The sequence below is a fragment of the Pirellulales bacterium genome (assembly GCA_036490175.1).
Classification (GTDB): domain Bacteria; phylum Planctomycetota; class Planctomycetia; order Pirellulales; family JACPPG01; genus JACPPG01.
In genome coordinates this window covers 78169-103538 of the sequence record DASXEJ010000272.1, presented here as the reverse complement: position 1 = coordinate 103538, position 25370 = coordinate 78169, and the positions used below count along the sequence as shown (strand labels likewise).

The window sequence follows — 25370 nt, the reverse complement described above, 5'->3', positions numbered from 1 at the left end:
TGTCTAGAAACGTTCAAAGGTCTCAAAGGTGAAACCCTTTCTCCTTAGGGGCGAGGTTGGGTGAGGGGTGAAAGGCTCTGGGCCGTTTCGACCCTCCCCGAACCCCTCCATGGCAGAGAGCGGGATTCGTGACAACCCCTAATTACTGACTACCGGCCACCCCTGACGACGCCCCCATGCCCGACATCTGGACTTTTCATTCCGCCGGTCAGTTAGTCTTCGGACGCGGCGCGCTTGCGCGTGCCGGACGGTTGGTGTCCCGTTTGGGCGTGCGGCGCGTGATGATCGTTACCGACCAGCATTTGATCGATGCGGGGATAACCGATTCGGTGGCCGTGTCGCTGGTGGCCGAAGGAATCGACGCTCCTTGGTTTGCCGGCGGCGAGGCCGAGCCCAGTTTAGAAGCTGCCGAGCGCGCGATCGCGTACGGGCGAGGCCTGCGCCCCGACGCCGTGCTCGGTCTGGGCGGCGGCAGCAATATGGATCTTGCCAAGATCACGGCCACGGTGCTCGCGCATGGTGGTACGCCACGCGATTACTTTGGCGACGACAGCCTGTCGGGCCCGGTGCTTCCTCTGGTGTGCGTGCCGACGACAGCCGGCACCGGCAGCGAAGTGAGCGCGTCGTGCGTGCTCACGGATCGACAGGCCGAGGTCAAGGTCGGCATTCTCAGCAATCATCTGCGGCCACGTTTGGCAATTGTCGATCCGCTGCTGACGCTTTCCTGCCCTGCCAAGGTGACCGCCGATAGCGGCATCGATGCGCTGACGCACGCGATCGAGGCCTACACGGCAGTCGACAATAGCCAGTTTCCTTTGGCTTACGGCGAGAAGACGGTCTATCAGGGACGGCATCCACTGGCCGATGCACTGGCCGAAAAGGCCATCCGCCTGATCGGCAAGAACCTCGAGCGCGCCGTCGCCGTGCCCACGGACGAACAGGCCCGCGAGGCCATGGCTTTGGGCGCAACGCTGGCCGGGCTGGCGTTTTCGAACGTCGGCGTGGCCCTGGTCCATGCGCTGGAATATCCGCTGGGCGGGCTGACGCATTGCTCGCACGGCGCCGGCAATGGCTTGTTTTTGCCGTACGTGATGCGGTTTAATTTGCGCGAGCGCGAGGCCGAACTGGCGCAGGTGGCCGAATTTCTGGGCGTTGATACCAGCGGCCAAAGCGACGCCCAGGCGGCGCACGCGGCGATCGAGCGTGTCGAACAATTGAAGCGTGCGATCGGCATTCCCGCGCGACTCAGCGAGCTAAATGTCACGGCCGCGCAATTGCCGGTGCTGGCCGAGAAGACACTGGCCATCAAGCGCATCTTGCGGGTCAACCCGCGCGCGGTCACGCTGAATGATCTGATGGAGATACTGGAGTCAGCGCTGTAATGACGGATTCCTCCGTAACGCCGCAGGGCAACGCCGCCATCATTGTCCGGCCGCTGGTCGCGGATGACTTTGCCACCGCCTGCGCCTTGCTGGCCGAGTTAGGACGTCCAGCCGTCACCCCGCAAACGCGCGAGCAGGTGCGTCGTACGTTCGAACAACATGTTTCCGCTGCCGACACCGCCAGCCTGATTGCCGAGCGCAACGGCCAACCGATCGGGATGCTGTCGTTGCACTTTCGCCAGCGGCTAAGTCAGCCGGTGCCCGAAGCCTGGATCCCCGACTTTATCGTGGTCGAAAAGGAACATGGCGGCGGAGCGGCCCAGGCCCTGATGGGGTGCGCCGTGGAACTGGCGCGCGAGCGAGGCTGCCACCGATTAGTCTTGGAATCGCACTATCACCGCCAGCGGGCCTATCGATTCTACGCCCGCGAAGGATTTGCCGACGTCGGCAAATGCTTCTCGCTGCAGTTGTTGCCGCCGGAAGAGTCGTGATCATCGCGCAGGCTGGCGAATGCTACCCGTGTCGCGCGTGAAATGTTATTCGCGCGCGGACATGCCCACGCTCGTGCGTGGGCATGGCACCCTAACCGCCCTGTTCTGGCGAGCAACTTCAGGCTGCCCTATCGCGGTGCTTCGCGATTCATGGTTGGGTAGAAGTGCGAATAGTTCACGCGCGTGGCCGCGTGGCCTGTGGCGCGGAGCTTCTTGCCGGAATCCGTGTTGCCCGACGATTTCACCAGGCTGGCGTGCTGTTGCTGATATTGCATCTGGCGGATGGCCGCCGTCGATTGCCGGTTGAATTGGCGCTGTTCCAGTTGCGGCTTGACCATCAGTTGGTAGTTCAGAAACAAGTTCGCGCTGGAATTGTTGTTCGAGGTGCCATTGTTGTTGTTGACCAGATTCAGGTACGGGCTGACCGACGACGGTGGCGTGTAGTCGTCGAACGGCCGGCTGGCCTGAGCGTGGGCCGTGCCAGCCAAGCTGCCCAAGGCAAGCGCAGAAATGCCCACAGCCGATAGCAGAACGTGTCTCATGGTCGTGACCCTCAATGGTCGGCCGCGGCGCGTGTCAGCAATATGCCGGCGCGGCCTGCGGTACGTTGGATTTTCGACTGACATACCATTCGGCAGCCGGGCAACAGAAACATTCGACAAAGCGTTAAACATTGCCAGAAGCCGCCAGTTTCAACTGCTGGCACGCCGGCTGCTGGCACAGGTGCCTTACGCAGCCCACGCAGAGTCGGCGTTTGCCAAATAGTGCCGCCACCGTGCCATGGGCGAGGCGAAGAGGGATCGAGCTGTTTCGCAACAACAATTCACCGCGCCGAAGCCGAAAATCGCGCCATCCGCGGGCCCGGGGCCGGCCCTGTCGATTTTTTCGCCAGCCGCTAGAATGGCGACTTTCTCCCGGGGCCCGCGTTGCGGGGAATGTTCGGGGTGAGCCGGGCGGCCAGGGGCCTTTCCCAGTTTTCCGACCGATTTCCTGCCACGAGTACCGCGTACTGAATACGGACCACAGCCGATATCCTCCATGCCGACCAACGCCACTCAAGTCGACGAACTGCGCTGGAAGAAGTTCCAGGTCCTGGACGACGGGTTCGTCTGCCTGGTGGACGTGATGGGGGACGACCAGTCCGTCGTACAGGCCGCGCGGGTCAGCTATGGCGAGGGAACGCGCAAAGTCTCGGACGATCGTGGGCTGATTCGCTATTTGATGCGGCATCGCCATTCTACACCGTTCGAGATGGCCGAGATCAAGCTGCTGGTGCGCGTGCCGATGGATACCTGGCGGCAGTGGATTCGCCACCGCACGGCCAACGTCAACGAATACTCGACGCGTTACTCGCTGGCGATCGACGCCACGCAAGAGACGCCCGCCGACGCCTGGCGCTCGCAAGCCGAAACGAATCGCCAGGGGAGCGGCGCCTCGCTCGATGTCACGCTGGGCGCCCAGCTGTCTGCCGAAGAGGTAGCTCTGCAGCGCGAAGCGCGCCGCGTGTACGAGCAACGGATCGCCCGCGGCGTGGCCCGCGAACAGGCTCGCAAGGATTTGCCGCTGTCGACGTATACCGAGGCCTATTGGAAGGTCGACCTGCACAACCTGCTGCACTTTTTGGCGCTGCGGATGGACGCGCACGCCCAGTGGGAGATTCGCAGCTATGCTGCCACCATCGGCGAGCAGATCGTGCGACCGCTATTTCCGCTGGTGTGGGAAGCCTTCGACGATTATCGCTTGCAGGGAACGTTCCTCACGCGGCTCGACCGCGAGGTGATTCGCCGCTTGATGCAGCGGCTGGCCGAGACTGGTCGGGGCGTGGCGACCGAAGAAGATTTTCTGGCCGTGCAAGACCCGAGTTGGACCGCGATCAAACGCAGTCGCGAGCGCGACGAGTGCCGCGCCAAGCTGGCCTCGCTCGGCCTGCTGCCGGCCGTTAGCCCTGGAGAAGACACGGATGACTAGCCCACGATCACATACTGCGACCGGTGCGCATGCCGTGGAAGCCGAGCTGATCGCGCTCAATCAACGGCTGCTAGACAGTATTGTCTCGGCCGATTGGAAAACGTACGACGAGCTGTGCGATCCGACGATCTCGGCCTTCGAGCCCGAGGCCCGTGGCCGGTTGGTCGAGGGGATGCCTTTTCATAAGTTTTACTTTGCGCTCGGCAAGCCCAAGGTGGTACCGCAAGCCACAATGGTGACCCCGCACGTGCGCCTGCTGGGCGAAGACGCCGCGGTGCTGAGCTATGTCCGCCTGGTGCAAAAGCTGGACGAGGCCGGATCGCCCGTGACCACCGTCTCGGAAGAGACGCGCGTCTGGCAGCGCACCGGAGGCCAGTGGCGGCACGTTCACTTTCATCGCTCGAACAATCCGTAACGGATTTCCGCCGGCGCAGAACAGGGCGCAGAAAAAACAAACCGTAGATTTCACAGCGAAAGTTGACGCGAGGGGCACGCGGCGCGACGAAGCACGCATTGCGGGGCCTGCTGCTATCTCCTACAGGTTACTTCTTCCCCGGGCGGCTACTTCTTTGGCTTCATGGCCGCCTGGAGCCCGTCCCATTGTTCGCCGGTTACGGAATCGAGCACGTTGAATTCGCCGGCGCCGCGCAGCCATTCGCCACCGTCGATCGTGACGCAGGTGCCGGTGATATAGGCGCTGTAGTCGCTCAGCAGGTAGGCCGCCAGATTCGCAAGCTCTTGATGTTCGCCCAGCCGCCCCAACGGGATCCGCTCCTTCGAGGCGAACATGTTGGCCATGCCCGGCGGCATCAGCCGCGACCAGGCTCCTTCGGTGGGGAATGGCCCCGGGGCGATCACGTTCAGGCGGATGCCGTATTTACCCCACTCGGCAGCCAGCGAACGTGTCATGATCAGCGCGCCAGCTTTGCCCATCGCCGAAGGCAGCACATAGCCCGAACCTGTCCAAGCGTACGTCGTCCCGATCGATAGCACGCTGCCGGGCTGACGGTCGGCGATCCATCGCTTTCCGAAGGCCAGCGTGCAGTTGTAGGTCCCCTTGAGCACGATATCGACAACCGTGTTCACGGCGTTGTACGAAAGTCTTTCGGTCGGACAGATGAAGTTGCCGGCCGCGTTGTTCAACAAACAATCGACCGAGCCGAAACGTTCGTAGGCAGCGTTGCGCAAGGCTTCGACTTGCTCTGGCACGCGCACGTCGCACGGCGCGCCCAGCACCTGACCCCCCGTCTCGCTGGCCAACTCGGCGGCGGTCTTCTCGATGACGTCCTTGCGGCGACCGCAAATCACCAGGTTCGCTCCTAGCGACAGCAGGTACTGCCCGACCGATCGTCCCAAGCCGGTGCCGCCGCCGGTGATGACGACGGTTTTGCCGTCGAAGGAGCCAGGCTTGAGCATGCCCTCGGTGTGTTTGGCGCCAGACATGAAAGAGTTCCTCGCTGCGGAAGTGAACGAGAGAGACGAACAGAAGTGTCCAGCGGCAGAGTCGGCCTTTGGATATGGGGCCGATGATATCGCCTGAGCCGGGGCATCACAATTGGCCGGCAGCGAATTGCACTGACGGCGGCGACCATCGGCGACGCGCGCGGCCGACGACGTTATAATTTCCTCTGCCGCGAGAGATTTTCACGTCGCAATATAGACACGTCAGAAGCTCTTTATTCGGGAACGCATGCCATGGGTGATGCCTATCTATTGGCCGGTTGTCGCACGCCGGTGGGAAAGCTGTTGGGGACTCTGGCCAGCGTGCCGGCGCCTAAGCTCGGCGCCATCGCCGTGGCCGAAGCCGTTCGCCGCGCCGGCGTTTCGCCAGAACGCATCGAAGAAGTCATCATGGGCTGCGTTCTGCCGGCCGGGTTAGGACAGGCGCCCGCAAGGCAAGCGGCACTCGGCGCTGGGTTGCCTCCGACGGTGGCCGCGCTAACGATCAACAAGGTATGCGGCTCGGGGCTGAAGGCGGTGGCCCTGGCGGCCCAGGCGATTCGCGCTGGCGATGCCCATTGCATCGTGGCCGGCGGCATGGAGAACATGACCCGGGCCCCCTTTCTGTTGACCGGCGCCCGAGAGGGTTGGAAGTTCGGCAGCCAGCAAGCGCTCGACTCCATGCAGCACGACGGGCTATGGTGCGCGTTCGAGGATGTGGCGATGGGGGCCGAGGCCGACTACATCGCCGCCGAGCGCGGTGTCAGCCGGCAGGATCAAGATCGTTTCGCCGTCGAGAGCCATGCCCGCGCGATCGCGGCCGTGGCGGCCGGCAAGCTCACTGATGAGATCGTGCCGGTCATAATCAACTCGCGCAAAGGCGAAGTGCGCATCGATCGGGACGAAGGTCCGCGCGCGGACACCACGCTCGAAGTGCTCGCCCGGTTGAAGCCCTCGTTCGGCGGCGATGGCACGGTGACGGCTGGCAACGCCTCGCAGATCAGCGACGGCGCGGCGGCGCTGGTTGTGGCCAGTGCCGAGATGGCACGGCAATGCCACGCGCCGATCAAGGCGCGAATCGTGGCCGCGGCCACCAGCGGCGTAAAGCCCAAGGAGATCTTCATCGCGCCAGTCACGGCGATGCAAAAAGTGCTCGACAAGGCTCGCCTGACGATGGCCGACATTGACTTGGTCGAATTGAACGAGGCCTTCGCCGCACAATGCCTGGCCTGCATGCGGCCGTTGGACCTGAGTCCCGACAAGACCAACGTCAACGGCGGCGCGATCGCGCTGGGGCATCCAATCGGCGCGAGCGGCGCACGGGTGTTGGTGACGCTTCTCTATGCGCTGGCCGATCGCGGCTTGAAGCGCGGGCTGGCGTCGTTGTGCCTGGGCGGCGGCAACGCCGTGGCGATGATCGTCGAGCGGGAATAACCCCGTACCCCGCGTTAGGCGGCCCGCTGCTCGCGACCACCAGCGTTGGGCTGATAACGGGCCGTCATCAGGTGGATAGCGGCTGTGAGGCCGTGCAGCGCCTGATCGATTTGGCCCGTCTCGCGCAGCAATCGCAGGTTGTCGGCCAGGCTGGATTCGAGCTTGATCAGCTCTCCCTTGCCTTGCACGATTTCGGTGATGGCCGCGGCCAACTCGGCCAGGTCGGTTTGCAAGTGCGTTACCTGTTCGACAGTCGAGCGGACTTCGGTGCGATGTTGCTCGCGTTGCGATTCCATCGCCTCGAGGAGCACCATCAGCTTGCGTTCACGTTCAGTGTCGTTGGTTTCGAATCGCTTGTGCAGCGATTCCATCGTCTGCTGCCAGAGGTGCGTCAGTAGTTGATGCCGCTCTTCGGCCTGCCCTTGCAGATCGTGAAACGCGCTGGACCATATTCCCAACTGCCGCTCGACGGTTTCATCCATCGTGCGCAGCATGGTATTGCTGGCAGCCTCGATGGCGTTCAGGAATGGCCCCATGTTGGCCTCGGCCGACTCGAACCGATTCAACAGCTCGCGTTCGGCGCGCCGATCGATAGAGCGGACCATTTCCCGCTCGGTCTTTTCGCAAAGGAACAGACTGAACATCATCGTCGTCGCGGCAGCGAGCGCGACGGTGGTCGTATTGAAGGCGGTCCCCATCTCGCCCACCACGGTGGGGAGACGCTCGCCGATTTCGTCTACGGACAAGCCGCCCAATGCCGATCCAAAGTGCAACACCGTACCGAAGAAGCCCAACACCGGAGTGACCCAGCAGATGAACCGGACCAGTCCGTAATTGTTATGCGATCGCTCGTCGTCCAAGTCGGCCAGATACTTCAAATGGTCGGCCAGCTCATCGGCCGAGCCGCGATCCTTGAGGTAGGCGAGCGCTTCGGTAAGTCGTTGACCCAGGCGCGTATCCAGCAGCCAGGCCGGCTTCTTTTGCACTTGGGCGTACAAGACAGCCACGTTCGAGATCGGTTCGCGCCCTTTGCGCGGCGGCAGCCATTCTTGCCGCAGCGCCAGCGATTGCTTCGGGAACGACAGAATCCGCAGGATGACGTCGCACGAGCCCCAAAAGAAGAATGCGACGATTACGTATTCGACGGCATGGTGCGTCGTGTAACGATGCAGCAACGTGTCGTGCATCGCCGGCTGATGCACGAATATATAAAAGCTGATCGTCAGCGTGGCCCCGATCAATAGGGGCAGATCCACGACACGGGTAAGGGACGACTTCCGCGCGGACGACATAAATCACCGAGGCGTATACGGTTCCGTTGATACCGCTGGTCGCGATAGCATGCTGCGACCGGGTGGTCCGGTCGTGGCGGAGCATGAGAAGGCCAACGGCCGATTGTGTCAAGGTCAGTCGTGCGTCACGGTTTGCGCTTTGTGCCCCCTGTTTTGCCCAGCCTACAATGACGGGGGCGGCCCAGAGCGGGACGCGCCCTGACCAAGGGCTTCCCAGAGCGTTCGGGTAAAAGACATGAAGGCAGCACGGCGAGCTACAAGGTCGTTGCTGCCATGCGCCTGCCGGCAGCGGAAGTGCCGTGCAGCCGAGATTGCCTCGGCGGGGTTTACGCTCGTCGAATTGCTAGTGGTCATCGCCATTATCGGCGTCTTGATCAGCCTGCTGTTGCCGGCAGTGCAGAGTGCCCGCGAGGCCAGCCGCCGGTCGGCCTGCGCCAACAATCTGAAGCAGTTGGGATTGGCGCTGCACCAGTTCCACGACACCAACGGCCGATTTCCTCCGGGGCGCGGTGGACCGCCGCCGACGGTCTTCTCGCCGCAGGCCTACCTGCTTCCCTTCGTAGAACAGAGCGGGCTGTATGCCGAGCTCGATTTCACGGCTGCCCCCACGCCTCTGGCTATCGCGGGCATTTCCTACAGCGGCGCCACGAACAATGCGGCCGCGATCTCGACGGTGCCGGTGTTGCAATGCCCCACCGATCCGGCAGCCGGCCGCGTGCCCGAGTCGACCTATGGCGGCACCAACTACGTGGCCAATACCGGTAGCGGCACCGTCGTTAATGGAACTCTCGTGCAGTCCGACGGCGTGTTCTATTTGACGTCTGCCGTGAAGTTTTCCGACCTCGTCGACGGCTCCTCGCACACGGCCGGGTTCAGCGAGCGCACGCTGGGGACGGGCCTGACTGTGACCTCGCTCTCCGCGGGCGATTCCGGCCTGTACATCCTGGAGTTAGGCAATGGCATCGATGCCAGCGTTGCGACGTGTGCCTCGTTAGGCACCGGGGATTGGTACAGCCAGCGTAGCGCGAAGTGGATTCTGGGAAATTACGGCAACACGCTCTACAACCACTTCTACATTCCCAACACCACGCAATGGGACTGCATGAACCAGCCGCAGCAGAAGGGCTTCATGGCGGCCCGCAGCAACCATCCGTCGGGCGTAAACGTGCTGTTCTGCGACGGCAGCACACGGTTCGCCGCGAACACAGTTGATCCAACCGTCTGGCGCGGCGTGTCAACCTGCGCCGGCAGCGAAACAGCCGACGTGCCGTGATACGGAATGGCGCGTTAGATAAAAACCGATGGAGGTCGCTCGTTCGGGTGCCATGCCCACGCCAGCGTGGGCATGCCTTGACGTCTCATTGCACTTCGCATGCCCACACTTCGCGTGGACATGGCACCCGTGCAGGGATGGCACCCCGCGCAGGAATGCACGACGCTCCGGGCATAAATCGCACTGCGATTAGGCCGGCTTCTTGATCGCCCCTTCCACCGGGCTCTTGGCGCCTTCGGTGTATTTGCCGCCGGTCAGCTCGCAGCTTTGTCTGCGCGGGCTTCGAGTTTTTTTCACCGCGTCGGGAAAGTCATCGTCCGAGACGTTCCCGCCGCAATCAGGGGCGCGCGCCGCAGTCCTCGAATGTCGAAGCAAGGTTGCATTTCCCGATGGACGGTCGTCATGCCGTGCTTGAATACGACGGCGCCCGCTACCCCAGGTCAATTGCGTCTGACGTATTAAAGCATCACGTACGGGAGACGCGAATCTGGACTCTCTCTTGTACGTGGTCGGTATATCGCATAGTTACCCGGCGTCCTTGGCGGGTGGTTTGCGCTTCCGAAGAAGGTCAACGACGCCCATTACACCCCCAATAAAGCCCAGCATTGTAAGGGCCCCTTTCAACATGACGACTTCACGGACACGGCTACCGGCAAGCGCCAGTCCGCCGCAGTATATAACGACAGCCACCACAAGTACGGCACCCTTTGGGGCTTTGCGAGAAACTAGCCATAGTAAAACGATGCCCGTCAAAATGAAGATGACAGCAAATGCCAACAAAATGACGCGATAAGTCTGCGATGAAGTGATCGGCAACGTGGGTACGGCCGATTGCAACCAGTTTGACTCGCCTTTGAGTCCCGAGAGTATCGTGGCGAGCAATGATTGTAGCTCCGACTCGCGATCGGCCGGCCCGAAAAGCTTCACTTGAATCGCGGCACGTTTTAAAGGGAGTTGAACGTTGTATGTAACCGCGCGAGTTTGGTCGATGGCCTCTGGGATCTCAAAGGCGTCAACGGCGAACCCCTGCCATTGAGTCTTGAACAACCGACCGCGAAAATCGGGCGGCAGATCTTCTAGTGTAAGAGGTTCGCGGCTGATTGTGCCGCCCATCTTCTCAATAAGCAGGACGATGTCCAGCTTGTCATCGGTTGGGTCGCCAAGGACAAATCCGTGTATGATGTTGGGAGCGGCACCCACAAGTTTAGGGTTCGCGACAAAATCATCAGGTAGCGTCAAAGTAAATCCGCGGGCATCATCGACGACAGTCTGAATCGCGCCGACCGGCGATCCGAATATCAGCACATAGGCGGCGGATGTGATGAGCACGCGGCTGACGGCTGCTCGTGAATTCATCGGCTTTTATTCCCTCGCGTTGTACGCAGTAGTGAAGAGAAGACTACATTCTCTGAGTCGTGTTAGAACAGCTATACGCGCTCTTTCCGATCACGAAGGACGGGGCATCGACGTATCGTTACAACGCCATTCAAAGGCATGTTCTCACGGAGTCACTGTGAGGCTCAAATGGCCGGGCGCCATGCCTACGCCGTTGTGGGCATACCTTTGACTTCCAACTGCACTTCGCAAGTCCACACTTCGCGTGGACATGGCACCCGTGCGCCCGTGCAGGGTTGGCACCCCGCGCAGTAATGTACGCAGTCATGTACGATGCCCCGGGCGTAAATCGTACTGCGATTAGGCCGGCTTTTTGATGGCCCCTTCCACCGGGCTCTTGGCGCCTTCGGTGTATTTGCCGCCGGTCAACTCGTAGCTTTTTTCGGCGCGGGCCTTGAGCTTTTTCACCGCCTCGGGGAAGTCATCGTCCGAGACGTTCTCGTCGCAGAAGGCGCAGCAGCTTTCGAACGTGAAGCCGAGCTTTTTCCATTGCGTCATGCCTCCCGGCGTCACCTCGTCGGTGACGGGGCACCAGACCGGGCTCATGGCTTGCATAAAGTTATTCACATAGCGCTGCTTCGCCGCAGCCTTGGCATATTTCTCTGGCTCCTTGAGAAACTTCTCCTGCGCGTCGGGCTTGCTGCCGCGATACTTCACGCCCTTGTATTCCCAGGTGGGTAGCTTCGGATCCGACGCCACCAGGTACACAGGGCACAGATCGGTCGACTTCTGTTTTTCAGATATCTTGACCTTGTCGAGCATCACCGAGTCGGCCGGCAGCTGGGCGTGCGCCGTGCTGACGGCGCCCAGAACCAATGCGGCAGGGAGCAGGCTATGGATCAATCGCATGATGGCATCTTCCTCTCTCTCTTGCGGTTCGATTTTTTAGGGCAGGCTGATCGCGACGATTTGTCCGTTGTTCGTCGCCAGCGCGATGTATTGCTTGCCATCGGCCAGATAGGTCATCGGCGTGCCGCTGGGCGAGCCTGGTAGAGCGACCTCGGCGATCACCTTGCCAGTTCCCTTATCGTAGGCGCGAATTAAATGGGCACCCCCGCCGCCACGTCCGCCGCGACCCGAAGCCCCCTGCCCGACAAATAGCAGCGTCTTGGTGAGCAGCGGTCCGCCGCCGCCACCCCCCAGGGGACCCACGTCGTGACCGACCATCTCGCTGATCTTCACGCGCGGGCCATCGCCGTGTGGAATCATCCAGGCGTGCTCGCCGCTGTTCAAGTCGATCGCCGTGATGCGCCCGTACGGAGGCTTGAACAACGGAAGGCCGCGCGGGCCGTCGAGTCCGCCCCCCAAGGCCGGGCCGCCGCGCACATAACGCAGGTTCGATCGCGCGGCGTCAGGCTCGTTCAGCTTGACGACGATCGGCGAAGTAATCGAAGGGATGTAGAACAAACCCGTGTCAGGATCAAAGGCCGCTCCCCACCAATTGGCTCCGCCGGCCCAGCCGGGCAAGTTGATCGTGCCGCGCTCGGTCGGGGGCGTGAACAGCGGGCCGTGATCGTATTCGTCGAGGATCGCTTTCGCCTCGGCACGCAGCTCGGGCGTGAAATCGACAAGATTGTCTTCCGTCGACCCCTGCCGCTCGTACGTAGCCGGCTTGGTCGGAAAGGGTTGCGTCGGCGAGGCTCGCTCGCCTGGCACTGTCGAGGGGGGCACAGGGCGCTCTTCGATCGGCCACACCGATTTGCCGGTCGCACGATCGAATACAAATGTGAAGCCGGACTTGGTGATCTGCGCCACGGCCTTGATCGGCTTGCCATCGACCTTGATGTCGCACAGCACCGGCGCGCCGGGCAGGTCGTAGTCCCACAGCCCATGATGCACGGTTTGATAATGCCACACGCGCTTGCCGGTCTTGGCTTCGACGCAGACCAGCGCCTCGGCAAATAGCCCGTCGCCCAAGCGATGCCCGCCGTACCAGTCGTTGGTGGGCGTGCTCATGGGCAGATAGACGTAGCCCAATTCTTCGTCGACGCTCATCAGCGTCCAGACGTTGGCATTGCCGGTGTATTTCCAGGATTCGTCTTCCCAGGTTTCGTTGCCGTATTCCCCCGGCTGGGGAATAGCGTGAAAGATCCAGGCCGGCTTGCCCGTGCGGACGTCGAACGCTTGTACATCGCCGCGGGGGGCTTCTTTGAATTGCGGTCCGTCCGAGATCGACGAACCCACGACCACAGTGTCGCGGCAGATCACCGGCGGCGAGGTCATGGTGTAGTTGCGCGCGTTGACGGCCAGTGGGATGGCCGCGGCCAGGTTCACGCGGCCGGCGTCACCAAAGCTGCTGACCAACTTGCCGGTTTTGGCGTCGATCGCGTACAGATAGGCGTCGTGGCCGGCCAGATACAGGCGCTCTTCGCCGTCGCCGCGCCAATAGGCCACGCCGCGATGGACGTAGCCCAGGTTCGTCGGGCGTCCGGCCTTGTAGACTTCGGGATTGAACACCCAGATCGTTTTGCCGGTACGGCCATCGACCGCCGCGACCTGCGCAAGCGACGTGCTTATATATAATGTCGTGCCCACCGCCAGCGGCGTCGTCTCGTACGCAAACGAGCCGAGCGAGCGATTTTCTTTTTGCAGGGGCAGGTCGGGCGAATCCCAAGTCCAGGCCACCTTCAGACTGCTGGCATTGCCTTGGTTGATCTGGTCGAGCGACGAGTATTTCGTGCTCGCGCCGTCGCCGCCGTAGCACAGCCACTGGCCATCTGTGGCGCCGTGTCCGACGGCCGGTTCGGCCGCGTGCAGGATTTCGGTCGAGGCAGCCACCAGCAAGAATGCCGACAGAAACAAAAACGTTTGCGCCCGAACGCGATTAACCAGCATGCTTATCTCCGCCTAGGCCCGCATGAATTGATGATCGCTACTGTGCCGCACCAGGACGAGGCCCCCAATTTCCCGGAAGAGACCAGCATTATGCCCTACGGCCGAAGGGGGTTCAATCAGTGGGGTTTTGGGGGGTGGTGGAGACCGTGGCCCCGGGATTTCGCGGACCTTTTTGTTCGGCGCTGAAGAATCCGAAGATGGCCAATCCACTACCTCCGCCGACGCGAGCAAAGCTCTTCGTGATGAGAGCGCCTTTCTTTGCACTGCTTGGAGTTTTAATCCTTGGTGGAGCCGGCCCGACGGCATGCCCGCCATCTAACCGTGTGCCAACAGCGCGTGGTACAGATTGTGGATGAAGGCCGCGTTGTCGCATTGCAGGTAATGCATGCTGCCTCCCATGCGGGAGTAGCTTTTGCAGAACCGCAGGTAGTAGGCCGGATTCGATTTGGGAGGTTCGCCCGAGGTCCAGTCCCAGCCGCCGCCATCCTGGATGTCGACCACGAATGTGGTGTGATCGTGCAGGATCGGACGGCCGCTTTGCACTCGCAAATTATTAACGCAGCTGACGCACTTCTCGAATACTTGCGGGCCCATGATGGCCGAGCCCACCGACAGCACGACGCCGCCGTCGAGCTGTTCGACCGAGCCGGCGAACAACTTGAAATCGGCCTCGGCCCCGCGGCCGATCGCCGAGCCGCTAAACACCGGATGGTTCGCGATGATGTCGTAGCCGATCCCCGGGTGGACCGTGAGCGGTATGCCGTGGCCATAGGCCTGGGCGATGATCGAGGCGTGCTTCCAACGATGCGTAATCTCGGTGCGGCCGGCGGCCCAGCCTTGCGCGCGCATGGCGCGCAGCAGGTCCGCCCGCGCGGCTGTTAGCGGATGCGCGGGCTCGGCCGCGATCGCGGCCGTCAGTTCGTCGGTGCTGGGGAGCGTGACGCCATCTTCGTGGATCAAGCGTCCCAACGCGCGGCCGTAGCCTAACCCATCCAAGGCGCCCGCCATCAGCGCGCGGTGAATGTTCGTGGCCGTTTCATGCCAGGTGCCGAAGGTGCCCGTGGCGACGTTCATTTCGACACTCTCGGTCGAGGCGCCGAACCAACTGTATTCCCAATCGTGTATCGTGCCGGCCCCGTTCGTGGCCAGGTGGGTGAGCCAGCCGCGCGCCATCATGCGTTCCAGAATCTGCGCCGTGCCGTTGCGCAGCAGGTGCGCGCCGTAGATCAACATAATCGCCGCATCGCGCTTTTGCGCTGCGAGAATCTTGGCCGCACACTCGGCGATCCGCGCCGCGTTCTCGGGCGTGATCGGTTTAGGGGGCGCGTCCGGATCGATGAGGATCTCTTCGGCCCGGGTCAGATGATGCCGCTCGCTGAGCGGAAAGACCTTCAACTTGCTCAGGTCCAGGGGTGTAACGTTCATGGGGAATCGTGCGGTTCCTACGCGATTACGGCGGTATAAATGACAAGCTTCAGACACAAACGCGGGGCATGCCAAATCATAGTCATTTGCGGGCCCAGGCACAGCCGACCTCGGTGCGGCACACCCCACGGCAGGCTGTGTACAATACCTGCACACGCCGCACGAGCCGGAATTGAACGACAGTCAAACGCTGCCGCCCTTCGGCGCCGGCGTTTTCATTGCCGCGCGAAGGTTTTCCAGAGACGCGATTTTGCCATGCACGGCCCACTGCGAACATCGAAAGAGTGCAGCTGCTGTATGGTGAGCGTGGTCGTCGCGTTCGTGCTGGCGACGTGCGCGCTCGTGGCTACCGCGGCCGCAACGCCACCGGCATTGTTGGACGGGCCCCTCGCGCCGGAAGAGGCCGTGAAAGCGTTTGCGATTGCGCCGGGCTTGCGCGTCGAACTGGTGGCGGCTGAACCGCTGGTCGATAGCCCGGTGGCGATAACGTTCGACGAGCGCGGCCGCATGTTTGTCGCCGAAAATCGTGGATACCCCAACGGCCCCGCCGCCGGCGAGCCCCCCGTCGGACGCATCTCGTTACTCGAAGATGTCGATGGCGATGGACGATTCGAGAAGCGCACGACTTTCGCCGACGGGCTGACCTTTCCCAATGGAGTTATGGCCTACGACGGCGGGCTGATCGTCACCTGCGCGCCCGACATTTTATTCTTGTGCGATACCGACGGCGACGGCCGGGCCGACGAGCGCCGTGTGTGGTTTACCGGATTCTCGACCAAGGGGAGCACGCAGTTGCGTGTCAGCCACCCCACGCTATCGCTCGATGGCTGGATCTATGTCACCAGCGGCTTGACAGGGGGCGAAGTCACGTGCCCTGCGCACGCAGAGCGTCCGCCGCTGAAATTCGGCCGGACCGATTTTCGTTTTCGGCCCGACCTGAGCGCTTACGAAACGTGCGATGGCGGCGGACAATTCGGGTTGTGCTTCGACGACTTCGGCCACCGCTTCATCTGCTACAACCGGGTGCAGGTGCAGCACGTGGTGTTGGCCAGTAAGTACCTGCGGCGCAACCCACACTTGGCCTTTTCCGAGACGGTGCAAGATTGTCCGGCCGATCTGGCCTCGGAGCCTTTGGCCGGGCATGGCCGCGCCGCGCGCTTGTTTCCGATCAGCGCCAACGTGACGACCGCCGACTCGCATGGCGGAACATTTACGGCGGCCTGCAGCGTCTTCGTGTGGCGCGGGAACAGTTTGCCGGTGGCATATCGCGGCGGAGCTTTTTCCTGCGATCCCACTGGCAATCTGGTGCATTTCGATCGTCTGACACCGCAAGGAGCGACATTTGCCGCCCGTGCGATGCACGACGGTGAAGAATTCCTGGCCAGCAGCGACAATTGGTGCCGGCCCGTATTCCTAACGGCCGGACCCGACGGCGGGCTGTACATCTGCGACATGTACCGCAAGACGATCGAACACCCAGACTATTTGCCGGCCGAAATCCGCAAGCAAACCGATTTCGACAGCGGCCGCGGCATGGGGCGCATTTGGCGCGTGGTGAGCGACACGCTCGACGCGCCGCAGCTTGCCGAGCGCCGCCGGCAGCCGGCCATACCTACAAGCGATGATGGCTGGCACCGCGATACCTGGTGGCGCGCGCGGCTGGCAGCGCGCGATCGCCAGCGCAACCATCAAGGATTGCCCGGCGACCAGCAGCAGGTCGACCTCTCGACGTTGAGCCACCCGGCCCCTGTGCCGGGCAGTGCGCACGATGCGGCCGTGGCGGTGACGCTTTTGTGGTCGGCCGAACCGGCTAACCTGTCCGACGAGATGTTGGTGACCTGCTTACGTCACCCCCTGGCGGCGGTGCGCGAGCAGGCCTTGCTAGTGGCCGAACCGCGCCTGGCGCGTTCGCCCGCGCTGGTCGAGGCGCTATTGCCATTGGGAGAAGACGCCGAAGCGCGAGTTCGCTTTCAATGGGCGCTCACCGTGGGAGGATTGAAGGACCGACGACCGATCGCGCCGCTGGCCAAGTTAGCTGTCCGCGATGCCGAGGATCGGTGGTTGCGGGCGGCCGTGCTCAGTTCGATCGCGGGTCAAGACGAGACGTTCTTGCAAGAGTTACTGTCAAAAACCGATGCAAACGGTGCGGGCGTCATCTCGCTGTACGCGGAAGTCGGACGAATGCTCGGTGCGGGTCAGCCCGGCACAAGCTGGTCCGCGCTCATCGCCCAGATGGTCAATGCCAGCACAAAAGCGGATTGCCGCGCGTCGTTGCTGGCTGGCTTTGCCGACGCGCTGCGCAGCCGCGGTGCAGATCCAGACGGCGGCTCCGTGCTGTACGCCGCACTGCGCGGCGACGCGAATGAGCTACGCGGCACGCGCGACAAACTCGATGCCCTGATTCACTCCGCGTTGCAGACGTCCGGCGACTCCGCCTGCGAAATAGAACATCGTTTGGTGGCGCTCGCGCTACTGGCCCATGCCGACTACCTGACGGTGGGCGAGCCGCTGCTGGCGCTTGTCGAGCCGGCGCAACCGGCAGACGTGCAAGCCCGGGCGATCCGCGCCTTGGCCGGCATGCAGGACGAGCGGATCGCGGCGGCGTTGCTCGCGGCCGAGCGCTTTCCCAGCTACTCGCCCGCGCTGCGCGAAGAAGTATTGTCGGCTATGCTGTCGGGCAAGCAACATTTGCCGGGGCTGATGGCTGCGATCGAGTCGGGCACGGTCCCGCCAGGCGCCATCGATTCGTTGCGCCGCCGCCAACTGACCGAGCACGCCGACCCGGCGCTGCGCGAACGCGCCTTACGCGCCTTCGGCACGTCGCAAGGGACCGATCGCGGCAAAGCGTACGAGGATTCCAAAGCGGTACTCGCCTTAACGGCAGATTCCGAGGCAGGCCGGGCCGTGTTCAAAAAGCATTGCGCCAACTGCCATCGGCTGGATCGCGATGGATTTGCCGTCGGGCCCGATCTATTCGGCGTCCGCAACCAGCCGAAAGAAGCACTGTTGTTACACATTCTGATCCCCGAGTTCGAAATCACGCGCGGCTTCTCGGCCTATGTCGTGGAAACCAAAGACGGGCGCACGCTCACGGGGCTCGTAGCCAGCGATACGGAAAACAGCATCACGCTGCGGCAAGCGCTCGGTAAGGAAGAGACCGTGCTGCGTGAAGACATCGAGCGGCTGGAGTCAAGCAAGCTTTCGCTGATGCCCCAGGAGATCGAAAAAGCCATGACCCGGCAAGATCTGGCGGATCTGCTGTCGTATCTCAAGGGAGAGAATGTGCGCGATCCGCTGCGAAATTGAAAACCGTCTACCCGCGAACTGCCTCGCCGACCGTGGCGCGAAGAGTATTTACCGATGACAATCCGAGGTGTTCTCATGATCAAGCAAGTTGTCGTTTGCTGTATGCTTGCGTTGTCTTGCGCGTCGATTGCCCACGGCCAGCCGGCCGCGGCGTTCAAAGCCGGCTTCGCCGAACGCGACATTACGCCGGACATTGGCATGGAGCAGCCGGGCGGATACGGCAAGGCTTTTCATAAAACCAAGCATGACGCGTGCAAAGTGCGCGCCAGCGTGTTCGATGACGGGACCACGCGCGTGGCCATCGTCGGATTAGACGCGCTATTGATTCGCGGTCAGACCGTGGCCGCGGCACGGCAGGCCATCCACGAAAAGTGTGGCATCGCGCCCGAGGCGATCATGATCGCGGCCTCGCATTCGCACTCGGCAGGCCCGACCGGCATGATCTTGCCCGGCGAGTTCGATCATGCCTCGGACCTGGTGAAGTCGTTGGCCTATGAAAAATCTTCGATGGCCGACGCCGCCTATCTGCGCCGCGTCGAGCAAGGGCTCGTCGAGGCCGTGGTCGAGGCCGATGCCCGGCGGGCCGCAGCGCGCTGCGCCGTAGGCTATGGGCTGGCGGAGCAGGTGGCCTTCAATCGACGCTTTCGCATGGCGGGCGGACTGACGATGACGCACCCTGGCCAGGGCAATCCCGACATCATCGACGTCGCCGGTCCGACCGACCCGCAAGTGGGCGTTGTCGGCGCTTGGAATGCCGAAGGTAAGTTTCTCGGCTGCATCGTCAACTTCTGCTGCCACGCCACGACCGGCCCCGGCGGTATTTCGGCCGACTATATTTATTACATAGAGAAGACGATTCGCGGACTGTTGGGCGAAGAGGCGATCGTCGTGTTCGTGCCGGGCATGGCCGGCGACGTGACCCAGGTCGATAATCGCAGCCCGTACCAAATCAAGCAATTCGGCGAAACGTCGGCGCGGCTCGTCGGCGGCAGCGTGGGGGCCGAGGCGCTGAAGGTGCTGCTGGCCACGGAACAATCGGCCGGTGCGCTTGTGCCGGTGGCGTTCAAAAACGAGACTTTGAAAATCAAGCGGCGCGTCCCTCGTCCCGACCGGTTGGCGCGCAGCCGCGAAATCGTGGCGAAGGATCCGCCCACGGTCAACTCGACCGAGTGGACTTTCGCCAAAGAGATCGTGCTGCTCGACGCCCGGCTGGCCCAGGCACCGGTGGCCGACGTCGAAGTGCAAGCGATTCAGTTGGGGCCGGCCGTGTTCTTGTCTTGTCCGGCCGAGTACTTTTGCCGCTACGGGATGGATATCAAAGCCGACAGTCGGTTTCCGTTTACGTTTCCGGTTTCATTGGCCAACGACTGCGTGGGCTATGTCCCCACGGAAGAGGCTCTCGGCCCGCGCGGCGGTGGGTACGAAACACGGCTCACCAGCTACAGCAACTTGATACCGACGGCAGGACGGACCATCGCCGATACGGCCATCAAGCTCGCCCAGGGATTATCGGCTGGGCCTGCCCCCAAGCCTGCGCCCCTACCGGCGTTTACTGGCACGCCGTGGGCTTATGGCAGTTTGCCGCCCGAGTTAGATTGAGCGTGCGTCGACGGGTACTGCGTGTTTACTGCGGTCGCTAATGCGCCTTCATGGGGATCCAGCGCGGCACCAGCGTGGTGTCCGACCAGCGATTTGCCTGCCGTACTTCATCATCCGAAACGCCGGGCGCGCGGAGATAGATGTAATAGTCATCCGTGCGGTCGAATACATCGCTCGATGGCTCAGGCTGCTCGGCCACGATCATCGAATTGATGAAGCGGATGTGCAGATATCCCTTGATCAATTGATCGAACGAGGCGACGTTGGGGCGAAACGTGAATCGAAACAGACGCTTCTCATCGATCTTTGTCACCTGGTCGGCCTGCTGATCGGCCGCCGCGATGGGGATGGCCTGCCAACTGCGATCGACCTGTACGAAAGCTCGCAGCGATGGCCCCATCACGTACAGCTCGCGCTTCTGATCGAGCGACGCCAGGAAAATGGTCAACTCATAACTGCCATCCTCGTTTTGCTCGACGTTATCCAGATCGGCACGCAACGATTGCAGCGCCAGGTCCTCGGCCGCACGGCGCTCGACCTGTTCCCGCACGATGCTACGCCGTTGCACGAGCGCCGCGCCGTAGTTCACCGCCATGAGGCAGAGGGCGATCGCCACGGCCCAAACAGCAAAGTCGGCCAGAAACCTACCGAGACCTGCACCGAGCGGCACGGTTTGTTCCGCCGTGCCAGCCGTGTGCGCCGGTTGCGGAACGAGCGCGGGACCGGATGGCGCAACAGCCGCAGCTACTGTCTCCACGTTCAAAGCGTGCGCTGCCGGATCCTGCACCGCGGTGTAGGGCGCTGCCGCCACGTTGAGCGCCGGTGCGACATCGCGTTTTCGCAGCAAGCCAACATGCGGCGCACAGGCAATGCGCCCGCCATCCAAGTACATGACCTGCTCGGTCTGCTCGGCAAGTGCCATGTTGTGCGTGACCAGCAGCAGGGTCGTGTTGTGCGCGCGGTGCATGTCGAGCAGCAGCGAGAAAACCTCGCGTTCGGTCTCCTCGTCGAGGTCACTGGTCGGCTCGTCGGCCAACAGCAGCGGCGGCCGGTTGATCATGGCCCGGGCGATCGCGACGCGTCGCTGTTGTCCACCGGACAACTCGGCAGGATAGGCATCCCAACGGTCGGCCAGCCCCACTCTCTGTAATAATGTCGTCGCGCGCTCGTACACCGCCGCATAGTTTTCTTCATGACCGATGAGACCCGGCAGCGCCACATTGTCGATTGCGCGAAGGTTCGAGAGCAGGCTGGCGAATTGAAAGACAAAGCCGACCGAGCGGCCGCGAAAGTCGGCCAGCTTGTGCGGCGGCAAAGACAATATGTCAGCGCCGTCGACCTGCACGTTACCGCTGGTCGGGCGGCACAGTCCGCCGATAATCGCCAACAGCGTCGACTTGCCCGAGCCGGATCGTCCGCACACGGCCAACGATTGCCCGCGCGCCAGTGCCAGGTCCAAGTTGGCCAGGGCCGTGATGTCGCCGCGGGGCGTCCGATAGATTTTGGATAGCGATTGCGCTTGCAGCACGGTCAGGCCTCGCCGCGGACAAGATCGTACGGTTCCCCGCGCGCGACGCGCCGCGCCGGGATCAATGCGCCGCACGCGCCGACAATGCCAGCCAGCAAAATGGCAACCATCGCCGCGACCGCGACCGAACCGAGCGTCGGCAGCACGAAAGGAACTTGCAGGCGTTCGAAGTAATAACCCAACGAGCGGCGAAACGCGAGCAAGGCCGCCACGCCCAACAGCACGCCGGCCACTCCGCCGCAACCGGTCGTCAGGGCAGCCTCGGCCAGGATCATGCGTTCCAGGTCGCGCGGGCGCAGCCCAATGGCTAAGAACAAGCCAAGTTCCCGGCGACGCTCGACGAGCAGGCCGGAATACATCGCCGCGACCATCAGTGCCGTGCTGAGCAAAATCAACATCGTCAGCACCACGGCTGCCGAGAGGATGGTCGCCAGCCCACGACGCACCGACATCGACAAGGCATTGGCGGGCACGATCTTGATGTCCGGCAGGCGGGCCGCGGCAAAACGAAACTGCTCGACCGACGTGCCTGCCGCAAGTTGCACGAGCACGCCCGAGTATTTGTCGGTCTCGGCGTCGAGGATCGCGCGGCTGGTCGTCTGCCGCGCGGCCTGGGCCACGGTGGCAAAAGTTTGAAAGCTGGCAAACAACGATCGCTCGAAAGGCCCGACGCCTGTCAAAGCTAATTTTCCATAGACCGTGAACGAGCGGCCGAAGAGATTGATTTCGCTTCCCACCCGCTCGGCGCGCCGGGCACCGATCAGTACGTCCCCCACGGCCAAAGGGCGGTCGAGCCGATCGGTCAGCCAGGGAATGATTGTGAAATCGTGGGTCGGATCGAAAGCGATCAGGTCTTCGGAATCGTGCCCACCAGCTCCCGCGGTCAGCGTGTGATAGCGCTGCGGTGCCACGTCAACGACGCCGGGCAGTTGGGCCAGCGTGTCGACCACGCTGGCGGGCAACGTCTGCGTCGACGGTTCAACGGTTAATAGTGCCGCGGTGATGTTAGTCGTGGCATCTCGCGGGACGACCAACACGTCGGCTCCCATCCGCGCCAGGCCGAGCCGGGCACTTTCGGCAAGTCCCTGCCGCACAACCACGGCGGCGAAGACGGCGCCACCTCCCACGGCGACAGCCAACGCCATCAAGAAGGCTCGGCCGCGCCGGCGGCTAAGATTCTGCACGGCGAGTCGAGCAAACAGCCAGCGAAAGCTCATGCGATGTCCGGGTTTTGTCAGCAGCCGGCGAGAATTGTCGGGCGAATTTTAGGCCAGAACGGTGATCCGAATTTGACCAGCATGCCGCGCGACTCGATCGCGATTGCGCCCAGCCGATCATCTCAACCGACGAACAGGGCCGCGCCGCCCCCACATCATGGTGCTATCACTCGCGCTTCGCAACGGGCGCATCGCGTGGGGCAAATCAAACCCAGCACCCTGAGGGACCGTGTCTTCCATCGCGGGATGCTTCCATGCGTGCCGAGAATCCGCTTTCCAAAGCCGGGCCGCCGCGGGTAACATGAACGTCCAGAAGAGACGAGCGGCCTACAGCCCTCGGTCGCGCGAGGGACGCGCGGCGTGTCTTATTCCGATACGGAGATTGGATTTTCGTGCGGCTGCGTTACCTGGCATGGATGACGGCGGGCGGGGCGGCGGCGCTAATGCTCTGCCTGTGGAGTACCGCCGGCAGCTTGCAGCGTTCGTTTGCCGGCGGCCAGGATGATGCTGGGCCCACCCTTATTTCGCGCGACGAGCGGCATTACGTCACGCCGAACCAGCTGGCAACGTCGGGCGAGGCAGCCGGCCGGCAAGTGATGCGCGGTGCCATGCTGGCGTCGGATGGTCGGCAAGTGGGTTGGGACGACCTCAGCGCCGGGCGCCCGATGGTGGTTGTCTTTATCAAGGACGGCTGCCCGTGCAGCATCGAGTTCGAGCCGTACTTTCATCGCTTGGCCCGTGCCTTTGCGAAACATGTCCAGTTTGTAGGCGTGATTGACGGCGCCGCCGACGTGGCGAGCGCCTATGTCGCGGCCAACGATGTTCCCTACCCAGTGCTGGCCGACTCAGATCGGTCACTGATCCGCGATTTTGCCGCCAAGAACGCCGCCTACGTGGCATTGGTCTCGGCCGATGGCGTCGTCGACACGATGTGGCCAGGTTGCTCGGCGGAAATGATGCAGGATCTAGCCCGCCAGATTACGGCCCGCGCCGGAATCCACGAGCAGCCCGTCGACTTTGCGGGCATGCCGGGCCCACTGACGACGGGCTGTCCCTTTCGAGAGTGAGATTAATTTTCGCAGACTTCACAACACGGCTCTGTTGCAGCACCTGAAGGAATATCGATGAAAAATCGCAATGTGGATCGGCGCGGTCTCTTGAAGATGGCTGCCGCCGGTGTCGCTGGGGCCGGCATGTTCAAGGGGCTCGAGTATCTCGGCGCTACGCCCACCTGGGGCGCTAGCACTACCGCGACACGCAAATTCACCGGCATATGCGAAGACCTGGGAGACTATATCTATCTGACGCCGACAAAGCTGGGGGGCGCGACCCAAGCGGTGGATCTGAAGTCGATGAAGCAGTTGGCTTGGATCGCCTATTGGAACTACGGCGATACGTGCCCCATCTCGCACCATCTGGCGGCGTTTCCTGCCGACACGGGGGATCCGCGCAAGGGCTTCGAGTTCGTCAACTCGACCCAAGGGGGAGACAACGTGCTGATGTACGGCATCCCCACGCAGATAAAGGAACTCGGACTGTTGGACAAACTCAACGGTCAGGGAAATCAGATCTATCGCGTCGGTTACGAAGGCAACACCGGCCAGATGGAACTGTACGAAAACATCGCCGAGACGACCGGCCTGGGTCTGGGAGTACACACGGTGATCTTTCCCGACGGCGAAGGTTTCGCCAGTGCCGACGGACAAAAGGACATCGTGGGGTTCTTCAACAGAGCCCGCGGCCCACACGAAAAGACCAAGGTGCTGGCCGCCTTCCGCGCGGATTGGAAACCCAATTCCGAGTTTTTGGGCGAGACCTGGCTCAAGGGAGGGACGATCCGGCTCGAACGGCTGACTCCTTCGGTAGAGCTTTCGGGCGGGCGCCATTCGCCCGACGGCTATTACGAGTACCGCGGGTCGACCGGCAACAAGCTGAACTACGAGATGGCTCCCATGGCCGAGCTGCTCGTCGAGCGCGGGCAAATCCCCGGCGCATCACCCCACACGCTGACCGGACTCGATTTTGCCCTGCACGACCCGCGCAATCAATTCACGGCCATGGGTCTGCGGATGTGCGGTGGCTGCATCATCATGGATCGCAAGAACTGGGAACCGCGTTGTTTCCTGCAAGCCAACAAGGGTTGTGAAGCCAACGTTCCCGTGAAAAAAGTGAGCAGCACGCCCGAGATCTGGGAGATCGTGCTACCGAAGGTTGAGAACCCGATTCACGAGTCGGGTTTCAATCCCTCGCGCAATCCGCCGATCTTCACGATGATGAATAACTTGCGCTCCAACAACATGGCGATCTTCGACGTCAAGGACGCTGACCCGCGCAATTGGCAGCGCGTGAATTATGTTCACGACCCGTCGTGGGTGGGCGAATATCCGTCGCCGTTCCATGTGGCCTTTTCTATCGACGGCAGCAAAATGTTTGTCTCGATATTGCGCCCCAAGCCGGCCCGTAGCGACGTGGTGGTCGTAGACACCAAGACCTGGGACATCATCAGGACGTTCCGCAACGTGGGCATCGATTGTCAGACCATGGCCGTCACGTACGACGGCAAGTACGTGATCCAGATTTTCAGCGGATTCCAACGACTCGAAGCGGGCGCCTTTGTGTTCCGGCAGGACACATTGGAAGAGGTCGGATATATGCCCAACTTTGGCGGACATCACGATTGCGTGATCGTGCCGCGGACGGTGGAGGAATTGAAGTTCAGCCGCTGCTGTGCCGTGTGATGTGCCGTGCCGCCGTGGCGTGAACGCGTCGTTTGTCATTCAACACA

The 25370-nt window shown here is 62.4% G+C and carries 20 protein-coding genes; 10 read left to right on the top strand and 10 right to left on the bottom strand.

Annotated elements, in window-relative coordinates:
- The first annotated feature begins 176 nt into the window (after positions 1–176).
- Complete coding sequence (locus VGG64_20750; protein ID HEY1602045.1) at positions 177–1382, top strand: iron-containing alcohol dehydrogenase; 1206 nt, start codon at positions 177–179, stop codon at positions 1380–1382.
- Complete coding sequence (locus tag VGG64_20745) at positions 1382–1873, top strand: GNAT family N-acetyltransferase (protein HEY1602044.1); 492 nt, start codon at positions 1382–1384, stop codon at positions 1871–1873. Before VGG64_20750 ends, VGG64_20745 begins: the two co-directional genes overlap by 1 nt.
- Positions 1874–2001: 128 nt before the next feature.
- Here the strand turns inward: VGG64_20745 and VGG64_20740 are convergent, their stop codons facing one another.
- The gene (locus VGG64_20740; protein ID HEY1602043.1) at positions 2002–2415 is read right to left on the bottom strand and encodes a hypothetical protein; all 414 of its coding nucleotides are present in this window, start codon (positions 2413–2415) and stop codon (positions 2002–2004) included.
- Positions 2416–2911: 496 nt separating this feature from the next.
- On the opposite strand from VGG64_20740, the gene thyX reads away from it, so the two are divergent.
- Positions 2912–3841 carry an FAD-dependent thymidylate synthase gene (gene thyX / locus VGG64_20735; GenBank protein HEY1602042.1) on the top strand — a complete coding sequence of 310 codons (930 nt, stop codon included), beginning with the start codon at positions 2912–2914 and terminating at the stop codon, positions 3839–3841.
- Positions 3834–4256, top strand: coding sequence for a DUF4440 domain-containing protein (locus VGG64_20730; protein HEY1602041.1), 423 nt, complete (start codon positions 3834–3836; stop codon positions 4254–4256). The genes thyX and VGG64_20730 overlap by 8 nt, the downstream gene beginning before the upstream one ends.
- 146 nt (positions 4257–4402) lie before the next feature.
- Here VGG64_20730 and VGG64_20725 read toward each other — a convergent pair whose 3' ends face one another.
- Positions 4403–5284 (bottom strand): SDR family oxidoreductase, encoded by an 882-nt coding sequence (locus tag VGG64_20725; GenBank protein ID HEY1602040.1) that lies wholly within the window; start codon positions 5282–5284, stop codon positions 4403–4405.
- A 252-nt stretch (positions 5285–5536) separates the two neighbouring features.
- On the opposite strand from VGG64_20725, the gene VGG64_20720 reads away from it, so the two are divergent.
- Positions 5537–6715, top strand: coding sequence for an acetyl-CoA C-acetyltransferase (locus VGG64_20720; protein ID HEY1602039.1), 1179 nt, complete (start codon positions 5537–5539; stop codon positions 6713–6715).
- A gap of 14 nt (positions 6716–6729) precedes the next feature.
- Here VGG64_20720 and VGG64_20715 read toward each other — a convergent pair whose 3' ends face one another.
- Positions 6730–7971 (bottom strand): MotA/TolQ/ExbB proton channel family protein, encoded by a 1242-nt coding sequence (locus VGG64_20715; protein ID HEY1602038.1) that lies wholly within the window; start codon positions 7969–7971, stop codon positions 6730–6732.
- A gap of 271 nt (positions 7972–8242) precedes the next feature.
- Between VGG64_20715 and VGG64_20710 the strand changes: the two genes are divergently transcribed.
- Entirely contained in the window at positions 8243–9280 is a 1038-nt protein-coding gene (locus VGG64_20710; protein HEY1602037.1) for a DUF1559 domain-containing protein, read from the top strand.
- Between the two features lie 189 nt (positions 9281–9469).
- On the opposite strand, the gene VGG64_20705 is transcribed toward VGG64_20710, so the two are convergent.
- From VGG64_20705 to VGG64_20685, 5 genes are all read right to left on the bottom strand, one after another.
- A complete protein-coding gene (locus tag VGG64_20705) occupies positions 9470–9655 on the bottom strand; it encodes a hypothetical protein (GenBank protein ID HEY1602036.1) in 186 nt (61 codons plus the stop codon).
- A 150-nt stretch (positions 9656–9805) separates the two neighbouring features.
- A complete protein-coding gene (locus tag VGG64_20700) occupies positions 9806–10609 on the bottom strand; it encodes a hypothetical protein (protein HEY1602035.1) in 804 nt (267 codons plus the stop codon).
- A 366-nt stretch (positions 10610–10975) separates the two neighbouring features.
- Positions 10976–11524 (bottom strand): hypothetical protein, encoded by a 549-nt coding sequence (locus VGG64_20695; protein ID HEY1602034.1) that lies wholly within the window; start codon positions 11522–11524, stop codon positions 10976–10978.
- Positions 11525–11560: 36 nt separating this feature from the next.
- Positions 11561–13510 carry a pyrroloquinoline quinone-dependent dehydrogenase gene (locus VGG64_20690; protein ID HEY1602033.1) on the bottom strand — a complete coding sequence of 650 codons (1950 nt, stop codon included), beginning with the start codon at positions 13508–13510 and terminating at the stop codon, positions 11561–11563.
- Positions 13511–13825: 315 nt separating this feature from the next.
- On the bottom strand, positions 13826–14935 hold the full coding sequence (locus VGG64_20685; GenBank protein HEY1602032.1) for a hypothetical protein: 1110 nt from the start codon (positions 14933–14935) through the stop codon (positions 13826–13828).
- A 255-nt stretch (positions 14936–15190) separates the two neighbouring features.
- Here VGG64_20685 and VGG64_20680 point away from each other — a divergent pair, with 255 nt between their 5' ends.
- Both VGG64_20680 and VGG64_20675 read left to right on the top strand, forming a co-directional pair.
- A complete protein-coding gene (locus tag VGG64_20680; GenBank protein HEY1602031.1) occupies positions 15191–18241 on the top strand; it encodes a PVC-type heme-binding CxxCH protein in 3051 nt (1016 codons plus the stop codon).
- A gap of 75 nt (positions 18242–18316) precedes the next feature.
- Entirely contained in the window at positions 18317–19840 is a 1524-nt protein-coding gene (locus VGG64_20675) for a hypothetical protein (protein HEY1602030.1), read from the top strand.
- Between the two features lie 37 nt (positions 19841–19877).
- Here VGG64_20675 and VGG64_20670 read toward each other — a convergent pair whose 3' ends face one another.
- Entirely contained in the window at positions 19878–21368 is a 1491-nt protein-coding gene (locus VGG64_20670; protein ID HEY1602029.1) for an ATP-binding cassette domain-containing protein, read from the bottom strand.
- Between the two features lie 2 nt (positions 21369–21370).
- Positions 21371–22585: an ABC transporter permease gene (locus VGG64_20665; protein HEY1602028.1), complete on the bottom strand. Its 1215-nt coding sequence runs from the start codon at positions 22583–22585 to the stop codon at positions 21371–21373.
- Between the two features lie 392 nt (positions 22586–22977).
- On the opposite strand from VGG64_20665, the gene VGG64_20660 reads away from it, so the two are divergent.
- A complete protein-coding gene (locus tag VGG64_20660; GenBank protein ID HEY1602027.1) occupies positions 22978–23652 on the top strand; it encodes a redoxin domain-containing protein in 675 nt (224 codons plus the stop codon).
- Between the two features lie 57 nt (positions 23653–23709).
- Entirely contained in the window at positions 23710–25323 is a 1614-nt protein-coding gene (locus VGG64_20655; protein HEY1602026.1) for a hypothetical protein, read from the top strand.
- The last annotated feature ends 47 nt before the right edge of the window (positions 25324–25370 follow it).

Coding starts and splice junctions, on each gene's coding strand:
- VGG64_20690 (HEY1602033.1), bottom strand. CDS start 13,510: ATGCTGGTTAATCGCGTTCGGGCGCAAACGTTTTTGTTTCTGTCGGCA.
- VGG64_20740 (HEY1602043.1), bottom strand. CDS start 2,415: ATGAGACACGTTCTGCTATCGGCTGTGGGCATTTCTGCGCTTGCCTTG.
- VGG64_20710 (HEY1602037.1), top strand. CDS start 8,243: ATGAAGGCAGCACGGCGAGCTACAAGGTCGTTGCTGCCATGCGCCTGC.
- VGG64_20745 (HEY1602044.1), top strand. CDS start 1,382: ATGACGGATTCCTCCGTAACGCCGCAGGGCAACGCCGCCATCATTGTC.
- VGG64_20680 (HEY1602031.1), top strand. CDS start 15,191: ATGCACGGCCCACTGCGAACATCGAAAGAGTGCAGCTGCTGTATGGTG.
- VGG64_20720 (HEY1602039.1), top strand. CDS start 5,537: ATGGGTGATGCCTATCTATTGGCCGGTTGTCGCACGCCGGTGGGAAAG.
- VGG64_20730 (HEY1602041.1), top strand. CDS start 3,834: ATGACTAGCCCACGATCACATACTGCGACCGGTGCGCATGCCGTGGAA.
- thyX (HEY1602042.1), top strand. CDS start 2,912: ATGCCGACCAACGCCACTCAAGTCGACGAACTGCGCTGGAAGAAGTTC.
- VGG64_20675 (HEY1602030.1), top strand. CDS start 18,317: ATGATCAAGCAAGTTGTCGTTTGCTGTATGCTTGCGTTGTCTTGCGCG.
- VGG64_20750 (HEY1602045.1), top strand. CDS start 177: ATGCCCGACATCTGGACTTTTCATTCCGCCGGTCAGTTAGTCTTCGGA.
- VGG64_20725 (HEY1602040.1), bottom strand. CDS start 5,284: ATGTCTGGCGCCAAACACACCGAGGGCATGCTCAAGCCTGGCTCCTTC.
- VGG64_20665 (HEY1602028.1), bottom strand. CDS start 22,585: ATGAGCTTTCGCTGGCTGTTTGCTCGACTCGCCGTGCAGAATCTTAGC.
- VGG64_20685 (HEY1602032.1), bottom strand. CDS start 14,935: ATGAACGTTACACCCCTGGACCTGAGCAAGTTGAAGGTCTTTCCGCTC.
- VGG64_20695 (HEY1602034.1), bottom strand. CDS start 11,524: ATGCGATTGATCCATAGCCTGCTCCCTGCCGCATTGGTTCTGGGCGCC.
- VGG64_20655 (HEY1602026.1), top strand. CDS start 23,710: ATGAAAAATCGCAATGTGGATCGGCGCGGTCTCTTGAAGATGGCTGCC.